General features: G+C 56.2%; 19 protein-coding genes and 1 pseudogene. 19 read left to right on the forward strand and 1 reads right to left on the reverse strand.

Features of this window, described 5'->3' with window-relative positions:
* The first annotated feature begins 58 nt into the window (after positions 1-58).
* The 19 genes from Pla52o_RS12860 (at position 59) to Pla52o_RS12950 (ending at position 19,561) form a co-directional block, all read left to right on the forward strand.
* Positions 59-2,359: a peroxidase family protein gene (locus Pla52o_RS12860; RefSeq protein ID WP_146595006.1), complete on the forward strand. Its 2,301-nt coding sequence runs from the start codon at positions 59-61 to the stop codon at positions 2,357-2,359.
* A gap of 115 nt (positions 2,360-2,474) precedes the next feature.
* A complete protein-coding gene (locus Pla52o_RS12865) occupies positions 2,475-2,720 on the forward strand; it encodes a hypothetical protein (RefSeq protein ID WP_146595007.1) in 246 nt (81 codons plus the stop codon).
* A gap of 85 nt (positions 2,721-2,805) precedes the next feature.
* Positions 2,806-3,876, forward strand: coding sequence for a hypothetical protein (locus Pla52o_RS12870; protein ID WP_146595008.1), 1,071 nt, complete (start codon positions 2,806-2,808; stop codon positions 3,874-3,876).
* Between the two features lie 585 nt (positions 3,877-4,461).
* On the forward strand, positions 4,462-5,118 hold the full coding sequence (locus Pla52o_RS12875) for a sigma-70 family RNA polymerase sigma factor (RefSeq protein WP_146595009.1): 657 nt from the start codon (positions 4,462-4,464) through the stop codon (positions 5,116-5,118).
* Entirely contained in the window at positions 5,115-7,616 is a 2,502-nt protein-coding gene (locus Pla52o_RS12880; RefSeq protein WP_146595010.1) for a serine/threonine-protein kinase, read from the forward strand. The genes Pla52o_RS12875 and Pla52o_RS12880 overlap by 4 nt, the downstream gene beginning before the upstream one ends.
* Positions 7,613-8,776 carry a hypothetical protein gene (locus Pla52o_RS12885; RefSeq protein ID WP_146595011.1) on the forward strand — a complete coding sequence of 388 codons (1,164 nt, stop codon included), beginning with the start codon at positions 7,613-7,615 and terminating at the stop codon, positions 8,774-8,776. The genes Pla52o_RS12880 and Pla52o_RS12885 overlap by 4 nt, the downstream gene beginning before the upstream one ends.
* Before the next feature lie 174 nt (positions 8,777-8,950).
* Positions 8,951-9,538 carry a sigma-70 family RNA polymerase sigma factor gene (locus Pla52o_RS12890; protein ID WP_146595012.1) on the forward strand — a complete coding sequence of 196 codons (588 nt, stop codon included), beginning with the start codon at positions 8,951-8,953 and terminating at the stop codon, positions 9,536-9,538.
* Positions 9,539-9,842: 304 nt separating this feature from the next.
* The gene (locus tag Pla52o_RS12895; RefSeq protein ID WP_146595013.1) at positions 9,843-10,394 is read left to right on the forward strand and encodes a carboxymuconolactone decarboxylase family protein; all 552 of its coding nucleotides are present in this window, start codon (positions 9,843-9,845) and stop codon (positions 10,392-10,394) included.
* A gap of 52 nt (positions 10,395-10,446) precedes the next feature.
* A complete protein-coding gene (locus Pla52o_RS12900) occupies positions 10,447-11,196 on the forward strand; it encodes an SDR family oxidoreductase (RefSeq protein WP_146595014.1) in 750 nt (249 codons plus the stop codon).
* Positions 11,197-11,212: 16 nt separating this feature from the next.
* Positions 11,213-11,461, forward strand: coding sequence for a hypothetical protein (locus Pla52o_RS12905; RefSeq protein WP_146595015.1), 249 nt, complete (start codon positions 11,213-11,215; stop codon positions 11,459-11,461).
* Between the two features lie 116 nt (positions 11,462-11,577).
* Positions 11,578-12,384, forward strand: a complete 807-nt coding sequence (locus Pla52o_RS12910; RefSeq protein WP_146595239.1) for a haloacid dehalogenase type II — start codon at positions 11,578-11,580, stop codon at positions 12,382-12,384.
* A gap of 116 nt (positions 12,385-12,500) precedes the next feature.
* Positions 12,501-12,827, forward strand: coding sequence for an ArsR/SmtB family transcription factor (locus Pla52o_RS12915; protein WP_146595016.1), 327 nt, complete (start codon positions 12,501-12,503; stop codon positions 12,825-12,827).
* A gap of 87 nt (positions 12,828-12,914) precedes the next feature.
* Positions 12,915-13,289: an arsenite efflux transporter metallochaperone ArsD gene (gene arsD / locus Pla52o_RS12920; protein ID WP_146595240.1), complete on the forward strand. Its 375-nt coding sequence runs from the start codon at positions 12,915-12,917 to the stop codon at positions 13,287-13,289.
* Positions 13,290-13,398: 109 nt separating this feature from the next.
* On the forward strand, positions 13,399-15,174 hold the full coding sequence (gene arsA / locus Pla52o_RS12925; RefSeq protein ID WP_146595017.1) for an arsenical pump-driving ATPase: 1,776 nt from the start codon (positions 13,399-13,401) through the stop codon (positions 15,172-15,174).
* A gap of 30 nt (positions 15,175-15,204) precedes the next feature.
* Complete coding sequence (locus Pla52o_RS12930; protein WP_146595018.1) at positions 15,205-15,639, forward strand: arsenate reductase ArsC; 435 nt, start codon at positions 15,205-15,207, stop codon at positions 15,637-15,639.
* 595 nt (positions 15,640-16,234) lie between these two features.
* Complete coding sequence (locus tag Pla52o_RS12935) at positions 16,235-16,969, forward strand: SDR family NAD(P)-dependent oxidoreductase (protein ID WP_146595019.1); 735 nt, start codon at positions 16,235-16,237, stop codon at positions 16,967-16,969.
* Between the two features lie 64 nt (positions 16,970-17,033).
* Positions 17,034-17,498: a DoxX family protein gene (locus Pla52o_RS12940; protein ID WP_197169209.1), complete on the forward strand. Its 465-nt coding sequence runs from the start codon at positions 17,034-17,036 to the stop codon at positions 17,496-17,498.
* A 137-nt stretch (positions 17,499-17,635) separates the two neighbouring features.
* Complete coding sequence (locus Pla52o_RS12945) at positions 17,636-18,796, forward strand: DUF3500 domain-containing protein (protein ID WP_146595020.1); 1,161 nt, start codon at positions 17,636-17,638, stop codon at positions 18,794-18,796.
* 39 nt (positions 18,797-18,835) lie between these two features.
* Positions 18,836-19,561, forward strand: a complete 726-nt coding sequence (locus Pla52o_RS12950) for a peroxiredoxin-like family protein (RefSeq protein ID WP_231612296.1) — start codon at positions 18,836-18,838, stop codon at positions 19,559-19,561.
* A gap of 109 nt (positions 19,562-19,670) precedes the next feature.
* Here Pla52o_RS12950 and Pla52o_RS26895 read toward each other — a convergent pair.
* Positions 19,671-19,880 (reverse strand): annotated as a pseudogene (locus tag Pla52o_RS26895) (hypothetical protein); the annotation flags it as partial.

Raw genomic sequence — 19,880 nt, forward strand, 5'->3', positions numbered from 1 at the left:
ATGGACCACCTCGTACATCACGGTGGTCTCTTTTCTCTCAAACATCACAGGTGGCACCATGGCTCGTTTTTGGAATCGTTGGACCGGACGCTCAAAGACTTCACAATCCACTCATAAAAAACGCGACAAGACAAGGAAGTCCCCGCGTCGTCGTCTGAAGTCCGAAACGCTTGAGACTCGGCAACTATTGGCCGCCAACCTCTTTCATAACGAACTGATCCCCGAAGACACCAACGAGGATGGCGTGGTGTCGGCGATCGACGCCTTGACGATCATCAATGAGATAAACCGCCAGACTCGCGGAGGAGATGTGGCGACGGGGGATGGTGGTCAAGTTGAAGATCGTGGACGCGGCCGAATGACCGACGTCAACAACGATGGGCGAGACACGGCGTTGGATGCGTTGATGGTCATCAATCGGTTGCATCGCGAACGCAACGGTGGTTTTAATCCTGTCCAAAAGCCGGAAACGCCCAACGAAGACCCGACTGGCGATCTGGGCACGGAAGTCCGATCGGTCGACGGCACTGGAAACAATCTGGAAACCCCCGAATTGGGATCAGCAGACACCGCACTCATTCGGATCGCAGAAAATGATTACGCCGACGGCATCTCCGAACCTGCCGGAGAGGATCGCCCGAGCGCTCGCGAGATCAGCAACACGGTCTCCGCTGCGGCCCCCGACGGCACAACCAATGAGCGAGACTTGAGTTCATTCGTCTTTATCTGGGGCCAATTCCTGGATCACGACATCGACCTTTCCTTGCAACCGGCGAACGAGGCAGACGAGATTGCGTTTGACATCGAAGTTCCCACCGGCGATCCGTTGTTCGACCCCGCGGGCACCGGCGAAGAAACCATTCACTTAACGCGATCGGATATTGCCGAGGGAACAGGAACTTCAATCGACACGCCGGCCGAGCAAGTCAATGCGATCACCGCTTGGGTTGACGGCTCGCAAGTCTACGGCAGCACTCAAACCGTCGCCGATTCGCTCCGGGAATTTGAGGGCGGGCGAATGCTAATGAGCGACGACGGTCTGCTGCCGACCGACGACAATGGCAACGTGTTGGCCGGAGACATTCGCGCCTCCGAAAACATTGCCTTGACGTCGATGCATGCCCTGTTCATCCGCGAACACAACCGGCTGGCTGATGAGATTTCCGCAGCCAATCCTGATTTGACCGACGAGGAGATTTACCAACAGGCTCGTGAAATCGTGATCGCTGAATTGCAATCGATCACCTACAACGAGTTCTTGCCGGCATTGTTGGGTGAAGACGCCCTAGCGGAGTACGAGGGCTACGATTCAAGTGTCGATCCTTCGATCGCCAATGAATTTTCGACCGCCGCGTTCCGGTTTGGGCACACGACACTCAATGACACGATTGGATTCTATGGGAACGATGGTTTGGATGTGGAGGATGCGATTTCACTCGCCGACGCCTTCTTCAATTCCTCCTTGCTCGAAGAGACCGGCATCGACTCGATCTTGAAGTCCGGCGCGTCGACGTTATCGCAAGAAACCGACTTGGAAGTGGTCGACAGCTTGCGAAACTTCTTGTTCGGACAACCCGGCAGCGGTGGATTTGACCTCGTTTCGCTCAACATCCAACGTGGACGCGATCACGGCTTGGCCGACTTTAACTCCGTCCGCGAAGCGATCGGGTTGGAAGCTTACGACTCGTTCGACCAAATCACCAGTGATGTCGAATTGCAAGGCAAACTCGAAACGCTCTACGGCGATGTCAACAACATCGACTTGTGGGTGGGATTGTTGGCGGAGGATCACGCCGAGGGAAGTTCGTTGGGTGAAACGTCGACGTTGATCATCGCCGATCAGTTTGAACGGCTTCGTGACGGCGATCGTTTCTACTACGAGAACACAATGACCAGCAGCGAAATCCGTGAGATCGAAAACACGACGCTGGCCGACATCATCGAGCGCAACACGACTAACACGTCGCTGCAATCGAACGTGTTCTTTTTCACGCCGACGATCGCAGGAACGGTCACCACCGATACGCCGGTTGTCGAACAAGTCGCGAATCAACAACGCGGCCGTCAAGACCGGGGCAATGACCGGCGCAGTCGAGGGTCAAACGACATCCGCCAATCCACCGTCGGGGTGGAAGGAGTGACGTTGGAGCTGCTCGATAGTGAAGGAGATGTCGTCGACACCGTGATTACCAACAGCGATGGCAATTACGAGTTTGATTCGTTCGATCGCAGCGGCGAATACCAAGTCCGTGTTGCCTCATCCAACGAAATCACCTCGGTCAATTCCGATTCCATCGACCTACTTGTTAGTAGTGGCGACTCGCATTTGAAGAACGTCGATTTTTCCGTCATGGTCTAGTCGCTCACTCGGTGCCGCATGGAATCTCCATGCGGCGGTTACCTTCAACCTGGCTCGGATACGTTCGGTCAGGCTGAAGGCTGTTGCACTTTATGCAAATCCCAGGAGACCCAAAATGATTTCGCGAAGGATATCACGACACAATGACATCCAGGCTCGCGACGCTTGGTTCGCATCCCTCTCGAAAGGTCGCGAATCAATGGACGGCGAGAATGTGTATGTCCAAGCGTTCTGGCCAGAACTAGCGGTGGCATCGCCGGAGGTTGACGCAGGAGTGATGGACGAACGTGCCCGGCTAGACACTGCAATCCCTGCTCCGATTCGCGGACTTAGGGAACGACTTTCTCGCTTCGGAGTGTGACAAAACGAAGTGGAAGTCTCCCTGCTGAATCAGACCCGCTAGTCGAAGCCACGTAACTCAAGACCTCGATCACAGGAACAGTACCATGAGTCGAAAATCCTCCCGCCGTCGTCGGCTAGGCATCGAAGGACTGGAGACTCGTCGCGTTTTGGCCGCAACGCTTTCGGTGGTCGACGGATCGTTGTTAGTCGAAGGTGACGCGGACGGTGCGATCGCGATCGTCGACATGGGCGACGGCACGCTGCAAGTCACCGAGTCGGGGGCGGGCGACGGTGGCGAAGATCAAGTTCAAATCGTCGAGGGCGTCCGTGACGACATCGTCATTAACCTTGACTCCGGCGGACTCGAGGCAAACGACGTCGTCTCGATTGATCTTTCGGCCAACTCCGTCGCCGTCGATACGATCTTCGCGGCACTTGGCGGAGGCGACAACTCAATCAGCCTCGATGGAGGCACGATCACTGGCGATTTGATCGTTCGCGGTGGCGATGGCCATGACACCGTTGTCGTGGCGGAGGATGCGAGTGTCGGACAAGACGTCATGGCATCCCTGGGCAACGGTGACAATACCACATCGATCCTCGGCGACGTGGATGGAAACCTCGCCATCCGCAATGGTGACGGAGATGACACCGTTGCGATCGGCGAGGAATCCGTCATCGGCGGCGGTGTGCGGATGGGACTTGGCGATGGGGCGAACACGGTCGATGTCTCGGGACAGATCGCTCGTGATCTGAACCTTCGCGGCGGGGGCGACGATGACACCATCTCGATCTTGGCAGAAGCCATTGTCGCCGGGAACACACGTGCTTCGCTGGGCGATGGTGATAACACGATGGCGATCGATGGCACCATCGGAAACGACTTGCGTTACCAAGGACTCGATGACGATGACAACGTCGCGATCAACGCGAACGCGACCATCGATGGCGATGTCAAACTAACGCTATCCGGCGGCGACAACGCCGTGATTATCGACGGAACGATTCACGGAACTGTGGACATCCTCAGCGCCCACGAAGACGACACCGTCGAGATTAGCGATGAAGCCAATGTGGATGGCGAAACCAACCTCGCGGTCGGAGAGCAACGCGAACGTGAACAAACCGATCACCGCCGAGCACGTCATCAACGAGCCCGAACGGCACAGTATTAACGCAAAAAAACTAACGATGCCTCATCAATTTCTCAAACCCGCCAAGGCACGCGGCCATAAATACATCACGCTCATTCGCATCCCTCGTGACCCTATCGGTTGCTCTAGTGCGAACCTGCGATGATCCGCGTCCACCACCGGGTGCTCGTGCCGAGAGAGGAAAAAGGCAATGCAAAAATGCAAATCCATAGTGGGTAAAACGCCGCTCCAAACGGAAAACCCTGGCTTCACCCAAGGATGCGAAACAAGCACCAAGATCGAAACTTCATGAACGTGGGCGGCCAAGAGAGACCGAAGCAAATTCATCGCAGCGGTCTCGGTCATGCCGATCCGGACGCAGCAGGGGGGGACACATCGGCGCGCCCGGCTCGCCACGTAGAAACGGCTGACTTACGGGGGGCAACGTTCAGTGAACCAGCGGAGGAAGTTCATTCCTGAACCGCAAAAACCCGTCTGTGAGCGGTTTATTGGGAATCCGCACTGAATTCGTGACCCGAAACGGGGATAAAGAACGCATTGAATGATGGAACTGCCGAACGCGAACTTTCCCGAGACGCTAAACACTGACCACGCCCGGAGTACAGCATGGTTGCCACCGTCAATGATTCCTCCGATTCCGTTCTTACGCCTGAAAAGATGATTGCCCGTGTGCGTCAAGGCAACGGCGAGTCACTCGGCGAACTACTGGAACTGTATCGCAACTACCTAACGGTCCTGGCAACGGCGCAGGTCGGTAATCGGCTGCGTCGCCGCATGAGCAAATCGGACTTGGTTCAAGAAACGATGCTGGCTGCACACCGCGACTTCGGAAAGTTTCGTGGCGGCAGCGAGAGCGAACTGGTCGCGTGGTTACGACAGATCCTTTGCAATTGCCTCAGCCATGCAATCGAAAAACATGTGCACGCCAAGAAGCGAGACGTTCGCCGCGAGGTGGCCCTAGAACATGTCGCCAATCACCTAAACGAAAGTCTTGTTCGGCTTTCTCGATTAGCCGTCGATCCCGCGCCCACACCAAGCCAAGCGATGGCGAACCATGAATTGGCGACCGAGCTTTCCGAGCAACTGGCAAAGTTGAAGGACAACTATCGCGACGTCATCATCTATCGCAATTTGCAAAGTCTCTCGTTCGACGAAATCGCCCAGCGGATGGGGATCAAGTCAGGGGCAGCCCGGATGCTGTGGCTGCGAGCGATCGCCAAGTTCAAAGAGGTCTGCGAATTCAATCACGAGGCCGAGCAATGAATCCATCCCGATTCCCCTTTGGATTAAGCTCGCTCGATGACGCCAACGACGAACCGCTGGCGATGCGAAATCTGAGCGACGCACAAAAAGACGAACTGGGCGTTCTGCTCGAACAGTACTTGGAAGCGCTCGAGACGGGTGTGCCGCCGACGGTCGAATCTCTGACACGCAACGCGATTGAATTACGAGAACCGCTACGCGCTTGCGTGGGCGGACTCGAAAGCTTGCATCGGCTTGCCGGTGGCGAGTCGGCACGCCCCGCCGACGAGACTCGCGATCACGACGAGCGTCGGCTTGGTGCGTTTGATTTGCACGAAGAAATTGGGCGAGGTGGGATGGGCGTTGTCTATCGCGCCACCCAACGTTCCTTGAATCGCACCGTTGCCGTAAAGGTCTTGCCGCTCGCGTCCGTGTTGGACCCTCGACAATTGACTCGGTTTCAACACGAAGCCGAGGCCGCAGCCAGTTTGCTGCACCCACACATCGTCCCCGTTTTCGCGATCGGTTGCGAACGTGGCGTTCACTTTTATGCGATGCAGTACATCCGCGGGCAATCGGTCGCGGAGTGGATTGAATGCTGTCGCCCCCACGATGCCGAATGTCAAAACGTCGTCTCGATCGCCGCCGACGTTGCGGATGCGCTTCACGCGGCTCACGAACTGGGCATCGTCCACCGTGACATCAAACCCTCCAACCTGTTGCTCGACGACACCGGAAAAGTCTGGATCACGGACTTCGGACTGGCGAGGATTCAAAGTGACACGGCGGTGACGCAATCGGGCGATGTGTTGGGCACGATGCGTTACATGAGTCCCGAACAGGCGCGAGGTGAATCGGCGGTCGTCGACGGACGCAGTGACATCTATTCGCTTGCTGCAACGCTCTACGAAATGCTGACGTTGCAGCCCGCCCATCAAGGTGACGACGCTCCCACCATTTTGCGAACCTTCGACGACGATTCGACCAAGCCGCTGCGCCGCTTGCGTCCCGGTCTACCGCGTGATCTCGAAACGGTGATTGGCAAAGCGATGTCGAGCACTCGCGACGGTCGCTATGAAACGGCCAGTGAATTTGCGATGGACCTGCGTCGCGTCCTCGCCGGCGAACCGACGATCGCGCGGCCGCCCACGATCGTCGACCGGTGCGTGCGTGTCGCCAACAAGTACCGATCCGCAGTCGTTGCAACCGCATTGGTTGGGATGTTGGCGGTGATCGGGTTTGCCATTGGCACCGCGAAACTTGCCGCTGCGAAACAAGTTTCCGATGCGCACGCCGCCCAATCACGCGAAAACGAGATCATCGCCCGCGACGCAATCAATGGACTCGGCAGCCAAGTGGCGGAGTTGTTGTCCGACATTCCGGCCGCAAATTCCGTTCGCCATCGCTTGCTTCGTGAAACGTTAGATTATTACCAACGTTTCGCGGGTTCACCCTCGATCGACGGGATCGACAACCGACGTCGCTCGGAAGACTTGGCCGTCACGTTTGGAAAAATGGGGGTCCTGCAATCCGAACTCGGTGATCGTGCCGCGGCCATCGAATCGCTGCAAACGTCCGAGCAACTCTACCAGCGATTGGCACAAACGTTTGCCAGCGACCCGTTACTGGAACTCGAATGGTCGATCAGCCAGAACAACCTTGGCGAGGAACTCGCCGCCGCCGGTGATGCAAATGCGGCATCGAAATGGTTCAACCAAGCCATCCCGATTCAAAAACGCTTGCATGACGATGGGGATGCAAACGCAAGCCGAGAACTCGCAAAAACGCTCAACAACGTGGGCGGAATGTTGGCCGGCACCGAAAACATCGAAGCAGCCAAAGCCGCCTATACCCAAGCGATTGATCTGCTTGAACGCCAAAACGCGATGGCCGATTTGCGATGCACCATTCAATCGAACTTGGCCGGCGTGTTGGCGAAACGGGAACCGGCGCTGGCCGCGGAACTCGCGAGCCAGTCGCTCGCTCACCAACTCACTCGATTGGAAGCCGACGCCAGCGATCCCAAACTTGCCACGCAAGTCGTCGTCACACTCAATTCGCTGGCCAACGCACAAACACAATCCAGCCTGCATCAAAAGGCGGTCACCACCCTGCGGCAAGCGGTCGAAATCGGTCAGCAACTGCACACGCGGTGGCCCAATCAAGCGTCCTACCATCGAGACCTCGTCATCAGCCTGAACCACCTCGGCATGGCACTATCCGAACTCGGCCGATTGAAACAGGCCGACGTCGTGTTGGGGCAAGCCGTCCAGCACGCTCGGCAGCTAAATAATACGTTCGCCGATAACGCCGAAGTGCAAAGCATGCTCGGTGGCGTGTTGAACAATCGTGGCTTTTTGAAGCGACAAGTCGGTGACGCCGATGCCGCGCGACGACATTACAAAGAGGCGGCGGATCACCAGCAGATCGCGGTAGAGTTGGCACCTCAGAATGTTCGCTATGCGGAGCTGCTGAACAAGCACCGCTACAACTTAAAACAATTGGAGGGTAAATCATGAGCAGTCCATCCTCCACCCGTCCCTCTCGTTACCTGTGCTTAGAACGACTCGAAAGTCGTTCGCTGCTTGCTGGCGGATTGATGGCGGATGGATTGGCCGAATTCACCGGCGGCGACGATCGACTCGATCGGTCCAGTGCGAAGCAACACCAGTCCATCGCGCTGCAAAGCGGGCCAACTCAAAGTAACGCGCCCCCCAATAACGCGCCCCCCAATAACGCGTCCCCCAATAACGCGAACCGGCCTATCGCTGGCGAGTTTGCTGCGCAAGGCCGATTGCAACCGACTCTCAATCCCGCAACCGAATCGTCTCAACAACAACGTCTCCAATCGCAACCATCGGTAGCTGCAGAGAACACTCCCAGTGGATTCATTGTTTTGGGTGCTGCCTCCGCTCCCCAAACGCTGGCCACTGATGCGGTGCTTGCATCGCTTGCCAGTGTTTCGAGCGAATCCACCGCCGTTGCGGACGAGGCAATCGCCGGCGTGCCCTCCTCGGAAGTATCCACCATCCAATCGGCGGACACGTCCGTGCGGAGACCGCTCGGCCAGACTCCCGACATCGTTGAAATCACCTCTCCCGAACCGATCGACTTCGATTCCAGCGAACGTGATGGCACGGTGGATTTAACTCCGCTGTTGGCCCAGCCGTTTCAGCCGACCGAGCGTCCAAGCGAGGATACGTGGGAACTCAATCGTGAAACGCTGCCACGACTGAAACAAGCTATTGAAATCACACCGGGTGAACTCGCCCGACTCGCCGATAACGTGGTGACCGATTGGTTCGGAGGTCCGGGCGGGATGGTCGCTGTGGACCATGTCCAGCTACCTGGCGAGCGTTTCCCACTCGACAACGCGATCGTTGACATTCAATTGGAATCGACGGTAATGCTCTATCGTTCCCTTGATCTCTTTGCCGCGTCGACTGGGTCGCCCATCTCGATCCCTATTTCGATTCCTATTTCGGGCCCAGTCTTGGATGCGCTGATGACAACGCTTGAAAAAATTGCGGAATCCGAGACGCAACCGGTGGATAACCCCGCGCCGATCAAAGTTTCGACGATCGCCTATCCTGCGATCGCCGTCGCCGCCACCGGAGCGGCCCTCTCCGCGCGGCAACGTTCCAAGAAGGCTGAATTCCTAAAAACCCCACGCCGATAACGGCCGATCATCCGGTCGCAGGCATTCAAACGCTTCGGTCACTTGCTGTGGCGCTGGATCGATCGAGAAGCGAAGGCCGGTCACTGGACGAATGTGAACTGAATGAACCATGGGGGCAAAATCATTCATCGCTAAATCTGGCGGATGGTTTTTATTTCTGCCCATTTGGAACGGATGAAACAATCCGTAGAGTCTGATCCGAGCCCCGCTGCCAATGCCTCGACGTGGGTCGATGAGTATGGCGATTCGCTTTATCGCTATGCGTTGTCGCGGCTGCGCAATCCGGAAGCGGCGGAAGAAGTGGTGCAACAAACATTTTTGGCTGGTTTAGAGCATCGGGATCAATTTTCCGGGTCTGGATCACAGCAGGGGTGGCTGACGGGAATTCTGAAACGCAAGATCATTGACTTTGTTCGTCAACGAAGTCGCTCTGCGCAAACCGCCGAAGTGGACATGCGCGATCCATTGGACTCGTTTTTTGATCGTAGCGGGAGCTGGAAAAAGAATGTTCATGAGACGTTGCTAGAGCCGCTTGATTCGGTCGATCGGAAGGAATTTTGGCCGATCTTTCAAAAGTGCCTCGGAACGTTGCCTCAGCGACAATCCGGGGCGTTCATGCTAAGAGAAATCGAGAATCTAGAATCAGCAGAAATTTGTGAGGAGCTGGAGATCAGTGCATCCAATCTGTGGGTGCTACTGCATCGCGCGCGTCTTCGTCTCGCCCACTGCATTAAATCGCGGTGGCTTCAAGAAAATGAATAACCATCGACGTGACCCAGTGGTTTCGTGGGACGAGCGAATGGATTGGAGAACTTACGTTGCCGTGGAAACACCGCCAACTCTCGCTGCAAGGCTTCCGCTTCGAACGCACGGGTTCCATCGACGACAAAGTATGACAAGTCCCGCGAACAAAGTGTTGACCGATTGGTCAACACCCGATAATGTTGCGGGGTAGCGTGAGACGAGCCCGCCCGTGTGGCGAATCGAGAAACGGAGGGGCGCAGGTTGGCTCCTCCTTTTTTTCCCTACTCTAGACCGAATGGTCAAAACAAAGAAAGGCAGTACTATGACCGATTTTACCGTTCACACGATTGAGACCGCCGGAGAGAGCAAACCGTTGCTCGAGGACAGCCAGAAAGCCTACGGCTTTGTGCCTAACCTGCACGCCGTGATGGCGGAATCGCCCGCGTTGTTGGAAGCTTACAAGACGATCAACGAAATCTTTGGCAAAACGAAGCTGAGCGAAACCGAACGCCAAATCATTGCGATGACCAATAACCGTTTGAACGGTTGCACCTACTGCATGGCCGCCCACACGTCGATCATGCAGGGAGCGAAAGTCCCGGAAGATGTTATCACGGCGCTTCGTGAAGGCACGCCAATTGCTGATCCAAAACTAGAGGCACTACGAGTCTACGCTGAAAAGGTCAACGTCAGTCGTGGTTGGCCTGAAGAAAGCGATATCGAAGCACTGTTGGCAGCGGGATACACCAAGCAAACGGTTTTCGACGTGATTGTAGGGACCGCTTACAAGGTGCTATCGAACTACACCAACCACATCGCTCAAACGCCGCTCGACAAACCCTTCGCGAAGAACGAGTGGAGTCCGGAAGCTTAGTCAGCGGGTCAAAGCAAGCAAATCAATCCATCCCTTTTTCAAGGACAGACAGATGACATTTGACGTCAAGAACAAGACGGTTTTAGTAACCGGAGCAAACCGCGGTATCGGTAAAGCCATTCTCGAAGAGGCGTTTCGTCGCGGGGTAGCGAAGGTTTACGCGGCGGTGCGAAACACCGATTCCGCCAGCCCGTTGGTTGCCGAGCACGGTGAACGCGTGGTCCCCATTCGAGTCGACCTTGACGACCCGAAATCAATTACCGCAGCGGCAGCAACGGCGACCGATGTCGATGTCGTCGTCAACAACGCTGGGGTGATGAAGATCTCCTCGGCGATTGGCGATGATGCAATCGAGACATTGCAGTTCGAAATGAATGCAAATGTCTACGGTCTGATTCGGGTCGCACAGGCCTTTGCTCCTGTCTTGAAAGCGAATGGCGGCGGTGTCTTCGCGCAGCTCAACAGTATCGCGTCGGTCAAAACATTTCCGGACTTCGCGACCTATTGTGCCTCCAAAGCGGCGAGTTACTCCATTACCCAGGGACTGCGAGGCACGCTGGGAGCCCAAGGCACCCACGTCGTCAGCGTTCACCCAGGGCCGATTCAAACCGACATGGGAGCGGCAGCAGGCTTCGGCGAGATCGCTGCGTCGCCCTCCATGGTCGCGACTGCCACCTTTGACGCCATCGCCAAAGGTCGTTTTCACGTCTGGCCCGATCCGATGGCCGAGCAGGTTGGCGCTGCCTACCAAAGCTTCGCCGAAAACATCGTCGAAGCGGACATGCAGGAAAGTCTTGCGTGATCACGGATGTCGCTGCTTGACGTCATTTCAATCAACGTGCCAGCACTTCGCTGGCCACAGGAAAACATCGTTTCGCAATCTCATCGTCCGAGGAAGTCAGCCCAGGCCGAAACTCCACAGCGGAATCGGGCTGGTTGCCGCCAAACGACGTGTTGCCGAAGGTGCCACCGTGATCATCACCGGCCGCGGCAAGGAAGCGGTCGATGAACCGGTTAACGGAGCGGTCGTGGAGAGTGACGCGGACGTGTCAGCCACAGACGGCTAGCGGTGGGCTGATCACAGCAAAACTCGTAAACGCACCACGTCCCAGGCTAGCGTCGACGCCTCCCCCCAAAAACTGTATGAGACAATCAAATGAAGACAAAACTTACCGCACTCACGATGATCGTTTTCGGTTTTGCATTCGCTGGCACCAACGCGATCGCACAACAGACCAATGAAAGTGCCAGCCACGCACATCAAGCCAGCCACGCACATCAAACAGGGAAATCCATGCCGACCCCCAAAATCATCATCTTCGATGTCAACGAAACCCTGCTTGATCTTGCCCCCTTAAAGGCATCGGTCGGAAAAGCCCTCGGCGGCCGCGAAGACCTGTTGCCGTTGTGGTTCTCGACGATGTTGCACTACTCACTGGTTGAAACCTTGACGGGCACCTACCACAGCTTCGGTGAAATCGGCACCGCCGCGCTAATGATGGTAGCGGAAACCCAAGGCATTGAACTTTCGCAGGAAGATGCCAAGGAAGCGATCGTGACACCGCTTCGCTCGCTACCGCCACATCCGGATGTGGTGGCAGGACTAAAGGCACTCAGAAACGATGGCTTCCGAATCGTCAGTTTGACCAATTCATCCGCCGTCGGAGTGGAAACCCAATTCAAAAACGCAGGCCTGACGGAGCTTTTCGAAAAACGTTACAGCGTCGACCACGTCAAGAAATTCAAACCACACCCTGACACGTACCGCATGGTGCTGGACGATCTGGGCGTCAAACCGATCGACGTACTGATGGTCGCAGCGCACGCGTGGGATTTGGCGGGAGCCAAAAACGTGGGACTGCAAACGGCCTTCGTTGCTCGGCCCGGCAAGACTCTCTATCCGAATGTCGCCAAGCCCGACTACGTCGTGAAGGATCTTTTGGCACTCGAAAAGGCCTTGCAAGAAAACGACTCGGTCGCGGGAAATTAGTGCGAAGCAACATGGCAGTCTCCATTCCGGCGACCCCCCTTTTCGCCAGAATTTGATTGTTGACAGCCGTTTGAAATCCCGATACTCTTATCGTAGACAAACGATAAAGGAAGCCAATGGCGAAGCGATCTCCTAGCAAAACATGCGATTCGACGCCGGTGAAGTTGACGGCGGATCCGACGGCCGAGACGTTTGCGAAGTTGGCATGGGCGATCGCACATCCCGCCCGCGTACAGATCGTGCGGTTGTTGATCGGTCGCAAAGCTTGTATTTGTGGCGAGATTGTGGATTGTTTGCCGTTGGCTCAATCCACCGTCTCGCAACACCTCAAGATTCTCAAAGAGTCGGGGCTGATCCAGGGCGAGGTCGATGGCCCGAAGGTCTGTTACTGCATCAACTCTGACAAACTTGAACAACTCAAAACGCTTGTCGCGGGATTATGACGGCGTTTTTTTACAAACAGCCATCGCCAATCGGCGATAAGCGATTTTGACAGTTTGATTTATTTTCTCACGATCAAGGGATCCATGATGACCAAGGTACAAATTTACGACAAAGCGATGTGCTGCTCGACTGGCGTTTGCGGGCCGCAGGTGGATCCCGCCTTAGCGAAGTTCGCCGCCGATCTGGATTGGCTCAAAAGCCAAGGTCACGATGTGGCTCGGTTCAACCTAGCCCAAGCCCCCGCCGAGTTCGCGAGCAACGCCCATGTGCAAAAGATGCTCGCCGAAGAAGGTGTCGAGTGCTTGCCGTTGGTCATTGTGGATGATCGCGTGGTCAGCCGTAGCGAATACCCATCGCGTGAAAACCTTGCGATGTGGACCGGCACCGTGATGAAGCCCAAAGCCACGCTACCGATGGCAAGTGACTCGGGTTGCTGTGGTGGCAATTCGGGCTGCTGTTGAAACCGAAGCACAGCTTTCCGCTTACGCGGTCCAACACCATCCCGCTTGCGCGGCCCAACAGCACGTCAGGCGAGCCGCCTGCACCCCATTTAAATCCAGGAGAAACGACATGCAATTTCTCAATCATCCCACTCGCAACTTGTTTTTCACAGGCAAAGGCGGCGTCGGAAAAACGTCGATGGCGTGTGCGAGTGCCGTTCAATTGGCCGATCGCGGTTTGCGAGTGCTGCTCGTTTCAACCGACCCCGCATCCAATCTCGACGAGGTGTTGGGCACACCGCTGGCGGGTGAACCGACGCCCATCGAGTCCGTGCCAAATCTATTTGCAATGAACCTTGACCCCGAAGTGGCGGCTCACGAATATCGCGAGCGGATGGTGGGTCCGTATCGCGGCGTGTTGCCGGACGCGGCAGTGCGCAGCATGGAAGAGCAGTTTTCGGGATCGTGCACGCTGGAGATCGCAGCGTTCGACGAGTTCGCAAAATTGCTCGGTGACAAACAGGCGACGTCGCAGTTCGACCATGTTGTCTTTGACACGGCGCCGACGGGCCACACGCTGCGTTTGCTGACGTTGCCATCAGCTTGGACGGGATACATCGACAACAATACGACCGGCACCTCGTGTCTGGGGCCACTCGCGGGTTTGCAAGCTCAGACGTTGATCTACAAGCAAACCGTTGCAGCGTTGGCCGATGCGGATTGTACGACGTTAGTCCTGGTCACGCGTCCTGAACCCTCGGCGTTTCGCGAAGCCGCTCGAACGAGCAGGGAGCTGCAAGAATTAGGCGTTCACAATCAGCACTTGATCGTCAACGGTGTCTTCAAGAGTCAAACGCCAACCGATGAGATCGCCACAGCGATGAGCCGTCGTGGTGACGAAGCGGTCGCAGCCATGCCAGCCGAGCTCGCCGGGCTGGAGCGTTCGACCGTCCCCTTGGCGTGCAGCGGGTTGATGGGAGTTGATTCGCTTCGGCGTGTCGGGCAAACAGAAACATCACATTCACCGGCCCCGCTAGCAACACGTTCGCACGCCGACTTCCCCGCCGGGCTGGATTCATTGATGGATGAACTCGCCGCCGTCGGCCATGGCGTGATTCTAGCCATGGGCAAGGGGGGCGTTGGCAAAACGACGGTGGCGGCGGCCGTTGCGGTCGCGTTGGCGGAGCGGGGTTTCGACGTGCATCTTTCGACCACCGACCCGGCTGCTCATGTCTCGGCGACGATTGCAGCGGACGAACTCGCGGGGCTGAGCGTCGGTCGTATCGACCCGGCTCAGGAAACCGCGGACTACACCGCTGAGGTGATGCAGACCGCCGGCAAGGACTTGGACGCCGAGGGAAAAGCGTTGCTCGAAGAAGATTTACGTTCGCCATGCACCGAAGAAATTGCGGTGTTCCGGGCGTTCGCCAGAGCGGTCTCCGAAGGGGCGAACCGATTTGTCGTGTTGGACACCGCTCCGACCGGGCACACGATTCTGTTGCTTGATTCGGCGTTGGCCTATCACCGCGAAGTGACTCGGCAAGCGAGCCAGATCCCTGAGTCGGTTGAAAAGTTGTTGCCCCGTTTGCGTGATCCCGACTTCACGCGTGTGTTGGTGGTGACGTTGCCCGAAGCGACTCCCGTTCACGAAGCGGCACGATTGCAGCAGGACTTGCGGCGTGCGGAGATCGAACCATTCGCGTGGGTCATCAACCAAAGTCTCGCGCCGCTTGACGTGACCGATCCGACGTTGCGTCAGCGACAACATCACGAGTTGCCGTTCATCCAAGAAGTGGAGTCGACACTTGCGACTCGCGTTGCCCTCGTCCCTTGGCAAAACGAACCGCCCACCGGTTTGGCTGGTTTGCGGCGCATCATTTCGGCCCCTTCGTCCCTGACCCACTAAACCATCGTCATTCCATTAAGATTAAAACCCATGATCAAAAAGAAAGTTCTGTTTCTCTGCACCGGCAATTCTTGTCGCAGCCAAATGGCCGAGGGTTGGACGAGGCACTTCCACGGTGACGCGATCGAAGCCTACTCGGCTGGGATCGAAACGCACGGCATGAACCCCAATGCGATGCGAGTGATGAAGGAAGCGGGCGTGGATATCTCGAGCCAATCGTCGAAGCTCGCCAGTACGCTTGCGGAAGTCCCGCTCGATTTGGTCATCACCGTGTGCGGTCACGCTGACGAGAACTGCCCGGCGTTTCTGGCCCAGGCGAAGTTGGTTCACGTCGGTTTCGATGATCCACCGAAGCTCGCCAAGGACGCTGCCAGCGAAGAACAAGCCCTCGATTCTTACCGCCGAGTGCGGGACGAAATCCGCGATTTTGTGAACGAACGGTTGCCCGAATTGCTTCGCAGTTGAGCCCGACGACAACGCAGGAAAGATTCATCAAGGCGGGTGCACTCACACGGCACCGCGCCATCGACGCCCGCAACTCGCCCTGAGGCGGGTCACGATGCGGGCCGCGGACCCGCGTCCTCGATCATCGAACATAGGTTTCGATCATCGAACTCAATCGCGCCGTAGCGATTGCGATGCGTGACAGGCCCGATTCGCAAGCCCGATTCGCAAGCCCGATTCGCAAGCCCGATTCGCAAGCCCGATTCGCAAGCCCGATTCGCAAGCGGCGGCCGGACGGTTCACGATGTCCGGTTCACGATGTCCGGTTCACGATGTCCGGAGCATTGCCAAAACAGCCCGGCTCATCTCGGTCTGGAACCCGCTAGCAACGCACGCCTCTGATCGGCAAATAAACGCGGTCTCTGGCCTTGATTGGCGGAAGCCGTGGCGGACCCGCACGCACGTCGCGCATTGCAAGGAAGATGCTTCGCTGGGCTGATCTTGCTTTCGCTGGGCTGATCTTGCTTTCGCTGGGCCGATCTTGCTTTCGCTGGGCCCTAATTTGCTTCCCTTTTCTACAGGCAATGCGACCATTTCTTTAGACAATGCGACAACGATGCCAAATAACAAGACCGTGATTGTGACTGGCGGATCAGGAGGTATTGGAGGTGAAATTTGCTCCAAACTTGCCAACGCTGGCTGGAAAACCGTTGTGCACTACCACAGCGACAAAGAGTCGGCGGAGAAGGTCGTAGCTGAGATCAAGGCCAAGGGAGGCAAGGCGTTTGCCGCGAAGTGCGACCTTAGCGATGAACAAGCGGTTACGGAACTGTTTGACACCTCCATTGCCGAGTTTGGCGAATTGCACAGCTTCGTTGCCTGTGCGGGAATCGCGGGCAGCGGACCGGTGGTGGAAACGTCCCTGTGTGAGTTCCAAAAACTGCTCCGCGTCAATGTCGTGGGGGCCTACCTAACGATTCGTGAAGCAGCACGCCGAATCGAAGAGGGGGGGCGAATTGTCTTCATTTCTTCTCAACTCGCCGAACGTCCGCGAGAGGGAACCGGACTGTACTCGGCAACGAAAGCGGCCATGGACGCCATGATTGTTTCGATGTCGCGAGAACTAGGATCACGACGCATCACGATCAATAGCGTTCGCCCCGGTGCGACCGAGCCGGGAATGTTTGCCAATAGCAACGAAGAGCGTAAAGAGTATTTTCGCAACCTATCTCCGTTCAAACGACTCGGCCATCCCAACGACATCGCCGGCGTCGTCGAGTTTTTACTCAGTGACGATGCGAGATGGATGACCGGTCAACACCTTCGGGTCGATGGCGGCGCGTCCAATTGAGGGTGTCCGCTGAATCGCGACCTTACGAAAAAAACGCATAGCCCCCCTTCAATCGGAGATGATGATGAATGACTTAAAACAGAGAGACGGGCGTGTGGCGCTCTCGTTGTCGCTTCTTCGCATCGGAGTTGGCATTGTTTTCTTCATGTGGACACTCGACAAACTGCTCAACCCCGAACACGCGGCGAGTATCTATGAACGGTACTATTTGACGCCCGGTCTTGGCACGTCCTTGATGGTCGGTTTGGGTGTTGTGCAAATGATCTTGGTTTTGTCATTTCTCGCCGGTTTTTTTCGCACATGGACTTACGGAATCATCGCGGTATTGCACACCGTTTCCACCCTCAGTTGTTACAAGCAATACATGAATCCTTGGGAAAAGCCGAACTTGTTGTTCTTTGCGGCGTTTCCGATGTTGGCGGCATGCATCGCACTGTGGTTACTGCGTGAAGATGACACATGGACCGTCGATGGATGGAGGCAACGTCGCCATGACGCGGCTAAAACATTGACGGACACAGAAAGTTGACTCCGCAGGACGCTTGAAATGATAGAAATGTCGATTTAAGCGAAGGGAGTGCTATTTTTAGGGTTGTGCAACGTACCCCCGATTGCTGCTAAAACGGAGGAACCGGACTACCAAGAAATTGAACAACGGAGAAACCAATGATCAGACATCATCGATGGATCGCCTCGTTCGCGATCTTGCTCATGTGCACTTGTGTCGTCGTCTATTCCCAGCGGCCTGGCGGTCGAGCGGACCGCGCGTCGGTGATTGAGGAGCCGTTCGTCGGTATCGTCACATCCGAAGGCATCCAACGCGATCTGTTTTCGATCAAATCCACCGGCGTGACCACCGAACCTGTTCGCGAGGCTGCGGAAGCGTTCTTGGCGGGATTGAGCGACGATCAACGCAAACGGACCGTCTTCCCGGTCGACGATTCAGAATGGCAGCAGTGGGACAACCGGCACAGGTCGAAACGCCAGGGTGTTGGCTTCGATGAAATGTCCGAAGCACAGCGAAAGTTAGCCTTCGAAATGCTGGGCAAAAGTCTGAGTGCCAAGGGGCTCAAGAAAACCAAAGACATCATGAAGCTCAATGGCACGCTAGCCGAACTCGCCGACAACTTCGACGAATACGGCGAGTGGCTGTACTGGGTCACCATCATGGGCGAACCTTCCAAAACCCAGCCTTGGGGTTGGCAGCTCGATGGGCACCATCTCGTCATCAACTACTTCGTGTTAGGAGATCAAGTGGTCATGAGTCCTGTTTTCATGGGCTCGGAACCGGTGGAAGCCAAGGCAGGAAAGTTCAAAGGCACGATCGTCATGCAAGACGAACAAAACAAAGGCCTTGCCTTCATGCAGAGTTTGACCGACGACCAACGGTCCAAGGCAATCCTGATGCAGAACAAAAACGGCAACAACAACTTAACCGAAGCGTACAAGGACAACGTCGTTCTTGACTACGCTGGTATCGTTGGATCAGAGCTCAGCGACGAGCAGAAGAATGGCCTGATCCGCTTGATCGAAGAATACGTCGGCAACCTGCGTCAGGAACACGCGACGGTTCGCATGTCCGAGGTCAAAGAGCACCTCGATGAAACCTACTTCGCTTGGATCGGCGGAACGACCGAAGAGAGTGTTTACTACTATCGAATTCATAGCCCTGTCGTCCTGATCGAGTTCGACCATCAACGCCGAGTTGCGCCGTTTCGCACCGCCGAACCCACTCGCGACCACATTCACACGGTGATCCGAACGCCCAACGGAAACGACTACGGAAAAGACCTGCTGCGACAACACCACCACAACCACCCGCACTGATTTCACCAACTTCATTTCCATCAAAGGCTGAGAAAACGAATGCTCAAATCACTAACACGCATATTCCTGCTGACATCCCTAACGGCAATTCCCGCCATGGCACAAGAAACGTCAACCACTCCATCGCTTTCCCGACAGTTGGCTGAAAAGGCTGCCGGTTTTGCCAAGCGAGCGCCGGCCGATCGACGCGCGACGTTCGCCAAAGGCATCGAAGACGTTCGCGCAAGCGGAATCGAAGCATCGGCGAAGCAAGTCGGTGATGACGCCGTGGATGGAACCTTGAAGGGATGGAAGGGCGATTCCGTCACACTCAGCGAACTATGGAGCCAAGGGCCAGTCGTGGTGATGTGGTATCGCGGCGGTTGGTGTCCTTACTGCAACCTTCAACTACGAGCGATGCAGCAATCTCTCGACAAGATTGAAAACGCGGGTGCGAAGCTCGTTATCTTGACGCCGGAGTTGCCGGAGAAAGCAAAGGAAACCGCTGAAGCAAGCGGCATTTCAATCGTCGCCCTGCACGATAAAGACTTGGCACTCGCCAAACAGTATGGAATCGTTTTTGAATTGCCCGACGCGATCGCTCCGATGTACCAGTCTCGATTGCCGCAATACAATGGGAACGATGCTTTAGAACTGCCACTATCAGCCACGTACGTCATCAATTCCTCGGGGAAAATCACCTACGCTTTCCTGGACGCCGACTACAAAAAGCGGGCGGAACCCAGCGAGGTGATTCAAGCGGTCAAAGCGGCCACCCAAAAATGAGCTGGCTTTGTTTAGCTTAACCAGGTAGGCAGGAGTCTTTCGGTAGATTAGCCGTTTTGGCGTTAGCCACGGTTCAAGCGGTTCAACCGGGGCTAACGCCCAATGGCACTCACTTTGACGTTGGGTCTTCTGGATCGTTGGGTTTACTTTTCTTTTTTCGTTTCTGGAAGTGGGTGGTTTTGGGGCGGCGGACGTAGGCTTCGCGTGGATAACTGCGGCCTGGGCGGTTGGGAAGCTTTTGCTGTGAGGCGTAGTGCAGCACGCGATCCAAACGTTCGATCCAACGACTGGGGTCACTGACTTCAACCCCCTGCAGCAT

Origin of the sequence: Novipirellula galeiformis (assembly GCF_007860095.1) — a bacterium.
Lineage (GTDB): Bacteria > Planctomycetota > Planctomycetia > Pirellulales > Pirellulaceae > Novipirellula > Novipirellula galeiformis.

What these genes read in the sequence shown, in the direction of transcription:
- Pla52o_RS12875 (WP_146595009.1), top strand. Translation starts at nt 4,462, where the DNA reads ATGGTTGCCACCGTCAATGATTCCTCCGATTCCGTTCTTACGCCTGAA.
- Pla52o_RS12895 (WP_146595013.1), top strand. Translation starts at nt 9,843, where the DNA reads ATGACCGATTTTACCGTTCACACGATTGAGACCGCCGGAGAGAGCAAA.
- Pla52o_RS12860 (WP_146595006.1), top strand. Translation starts at nt 59, where the DNA reads ATGGCTCGTTTTTGGAATCGTTGGACCGGACGCTCAAAGACTTCACAA.
- Pla52o_RS12950 (WP_231612296.1), top strand. Translation starts at nt 18,836, where the DNA reads ATGCTCAAATCACTAACACGCATATTCCTGCTGACATCCCTAACGGCA.
- Pla52o_RS12885 (WP_146595011.1), top strand. Translation starts at nt 7,613, where the DNA reads ATGAGCAGTCCATCCTCCACCCGTCCCTCTCGTTACCTGTGCTTAGAA.
- arsA (WP_146595017.1), top strand. Translation starts at nt 13,399, where the DNA reads ATGCAATTTCTCAATCATCCCACTCGCAACTTGTTTTTCACAGGCAAA.
- arsD (WP_146595240.1), top strand. Translation starts at nt 12,915, where the DNA reads ATGACCAAGGTACAAATTTACGACAAAGCGATGTGCTGCTCGACTGGC.
- Pla52o_RS12865 (WP_146595007.1), top strand. Translation starts at nt 2,475, where the DNA reads ATGATTTCGCGAAGGATATCACGACACAATGACATCCAGGCTCGCGAC.
- Pla52o_RS12900 (WP_146595014.1), top strand. Translation starts at nt 10,447, where the DNA reads ATGACATTTGACGTCAAGAACAAGACGGTTTTAGTAACCGGAGCAAAC.
- Pla52o_RS12945 (WP_146595020.1), top strand. Translation starts at nt 17,636, where the DNA reads ATGATCAGACATCATCGATGGATCGCCTCGTTCGCGATCTTGCTCATG.
- Pla52o_RS12930 (WP_146595018.1), top strand. Translation starts at nt 15,205, where the DNA reads ATGATCAAAAAGAAAGTTCTGTTTCTCTGCACCGGCAATTCTTGTCGC.
- Pla52o_RS12940 (WP_197169209.1), top strand. Translation starts at nt 17,034, where the DNA reads ATGAATGACTTAAAACAGAGAGACGGGCGTGTGGCGCTCTCGTTGTCG.
- Pla52o_RS12915 (WP_146595016.1), top strand. Translation starts at nt 12,501, where the DNA reads ATGGCGAAGCGATCTCCTAGCAAAACATGCGATTCGACGCCGGTGAAG.
- Pla52o_RS12910 (WP_146595239.1), top strand. Translation starts at nt 11,578, where the DNA reads ATGATCGTTTTCGGTTTTGCATTCGCTGGCACCAACGCGATCGCACAA.
- Pla52o_RS12870 (WP_146595008.1), top strand. Translation starts at nt 2,806, where the DNA reads ATGAGTCGAAAATCCTCCCGCCGTCGTCGGCTAGGCATCGAAGGACTG.
- Pla52o_RS12880 (WP_146595010.1), top strand. Translation starts at nt 5,115, where the DNA reads ATGAATCCATCCCGATTCCCCTTTGGATTAAGCTCGCTCGATGACGCC.
- Pla52o_RS12935 (WP_146595019.1), top strand. Translation starts at nt 16,235, where the DNA reads ATGCCAAATAACAAGACCGTGATTGTGACTGGCGGATCAGGAGGTATT.
- Pla52o_RS12890 (WP_146595012.1), top strand. Translation starts at nt 8,951, where the DNA reads ATGAAACAATCCGTAGAGTCTGATCCGAGCCCCGCTGCCAATGCCTCG.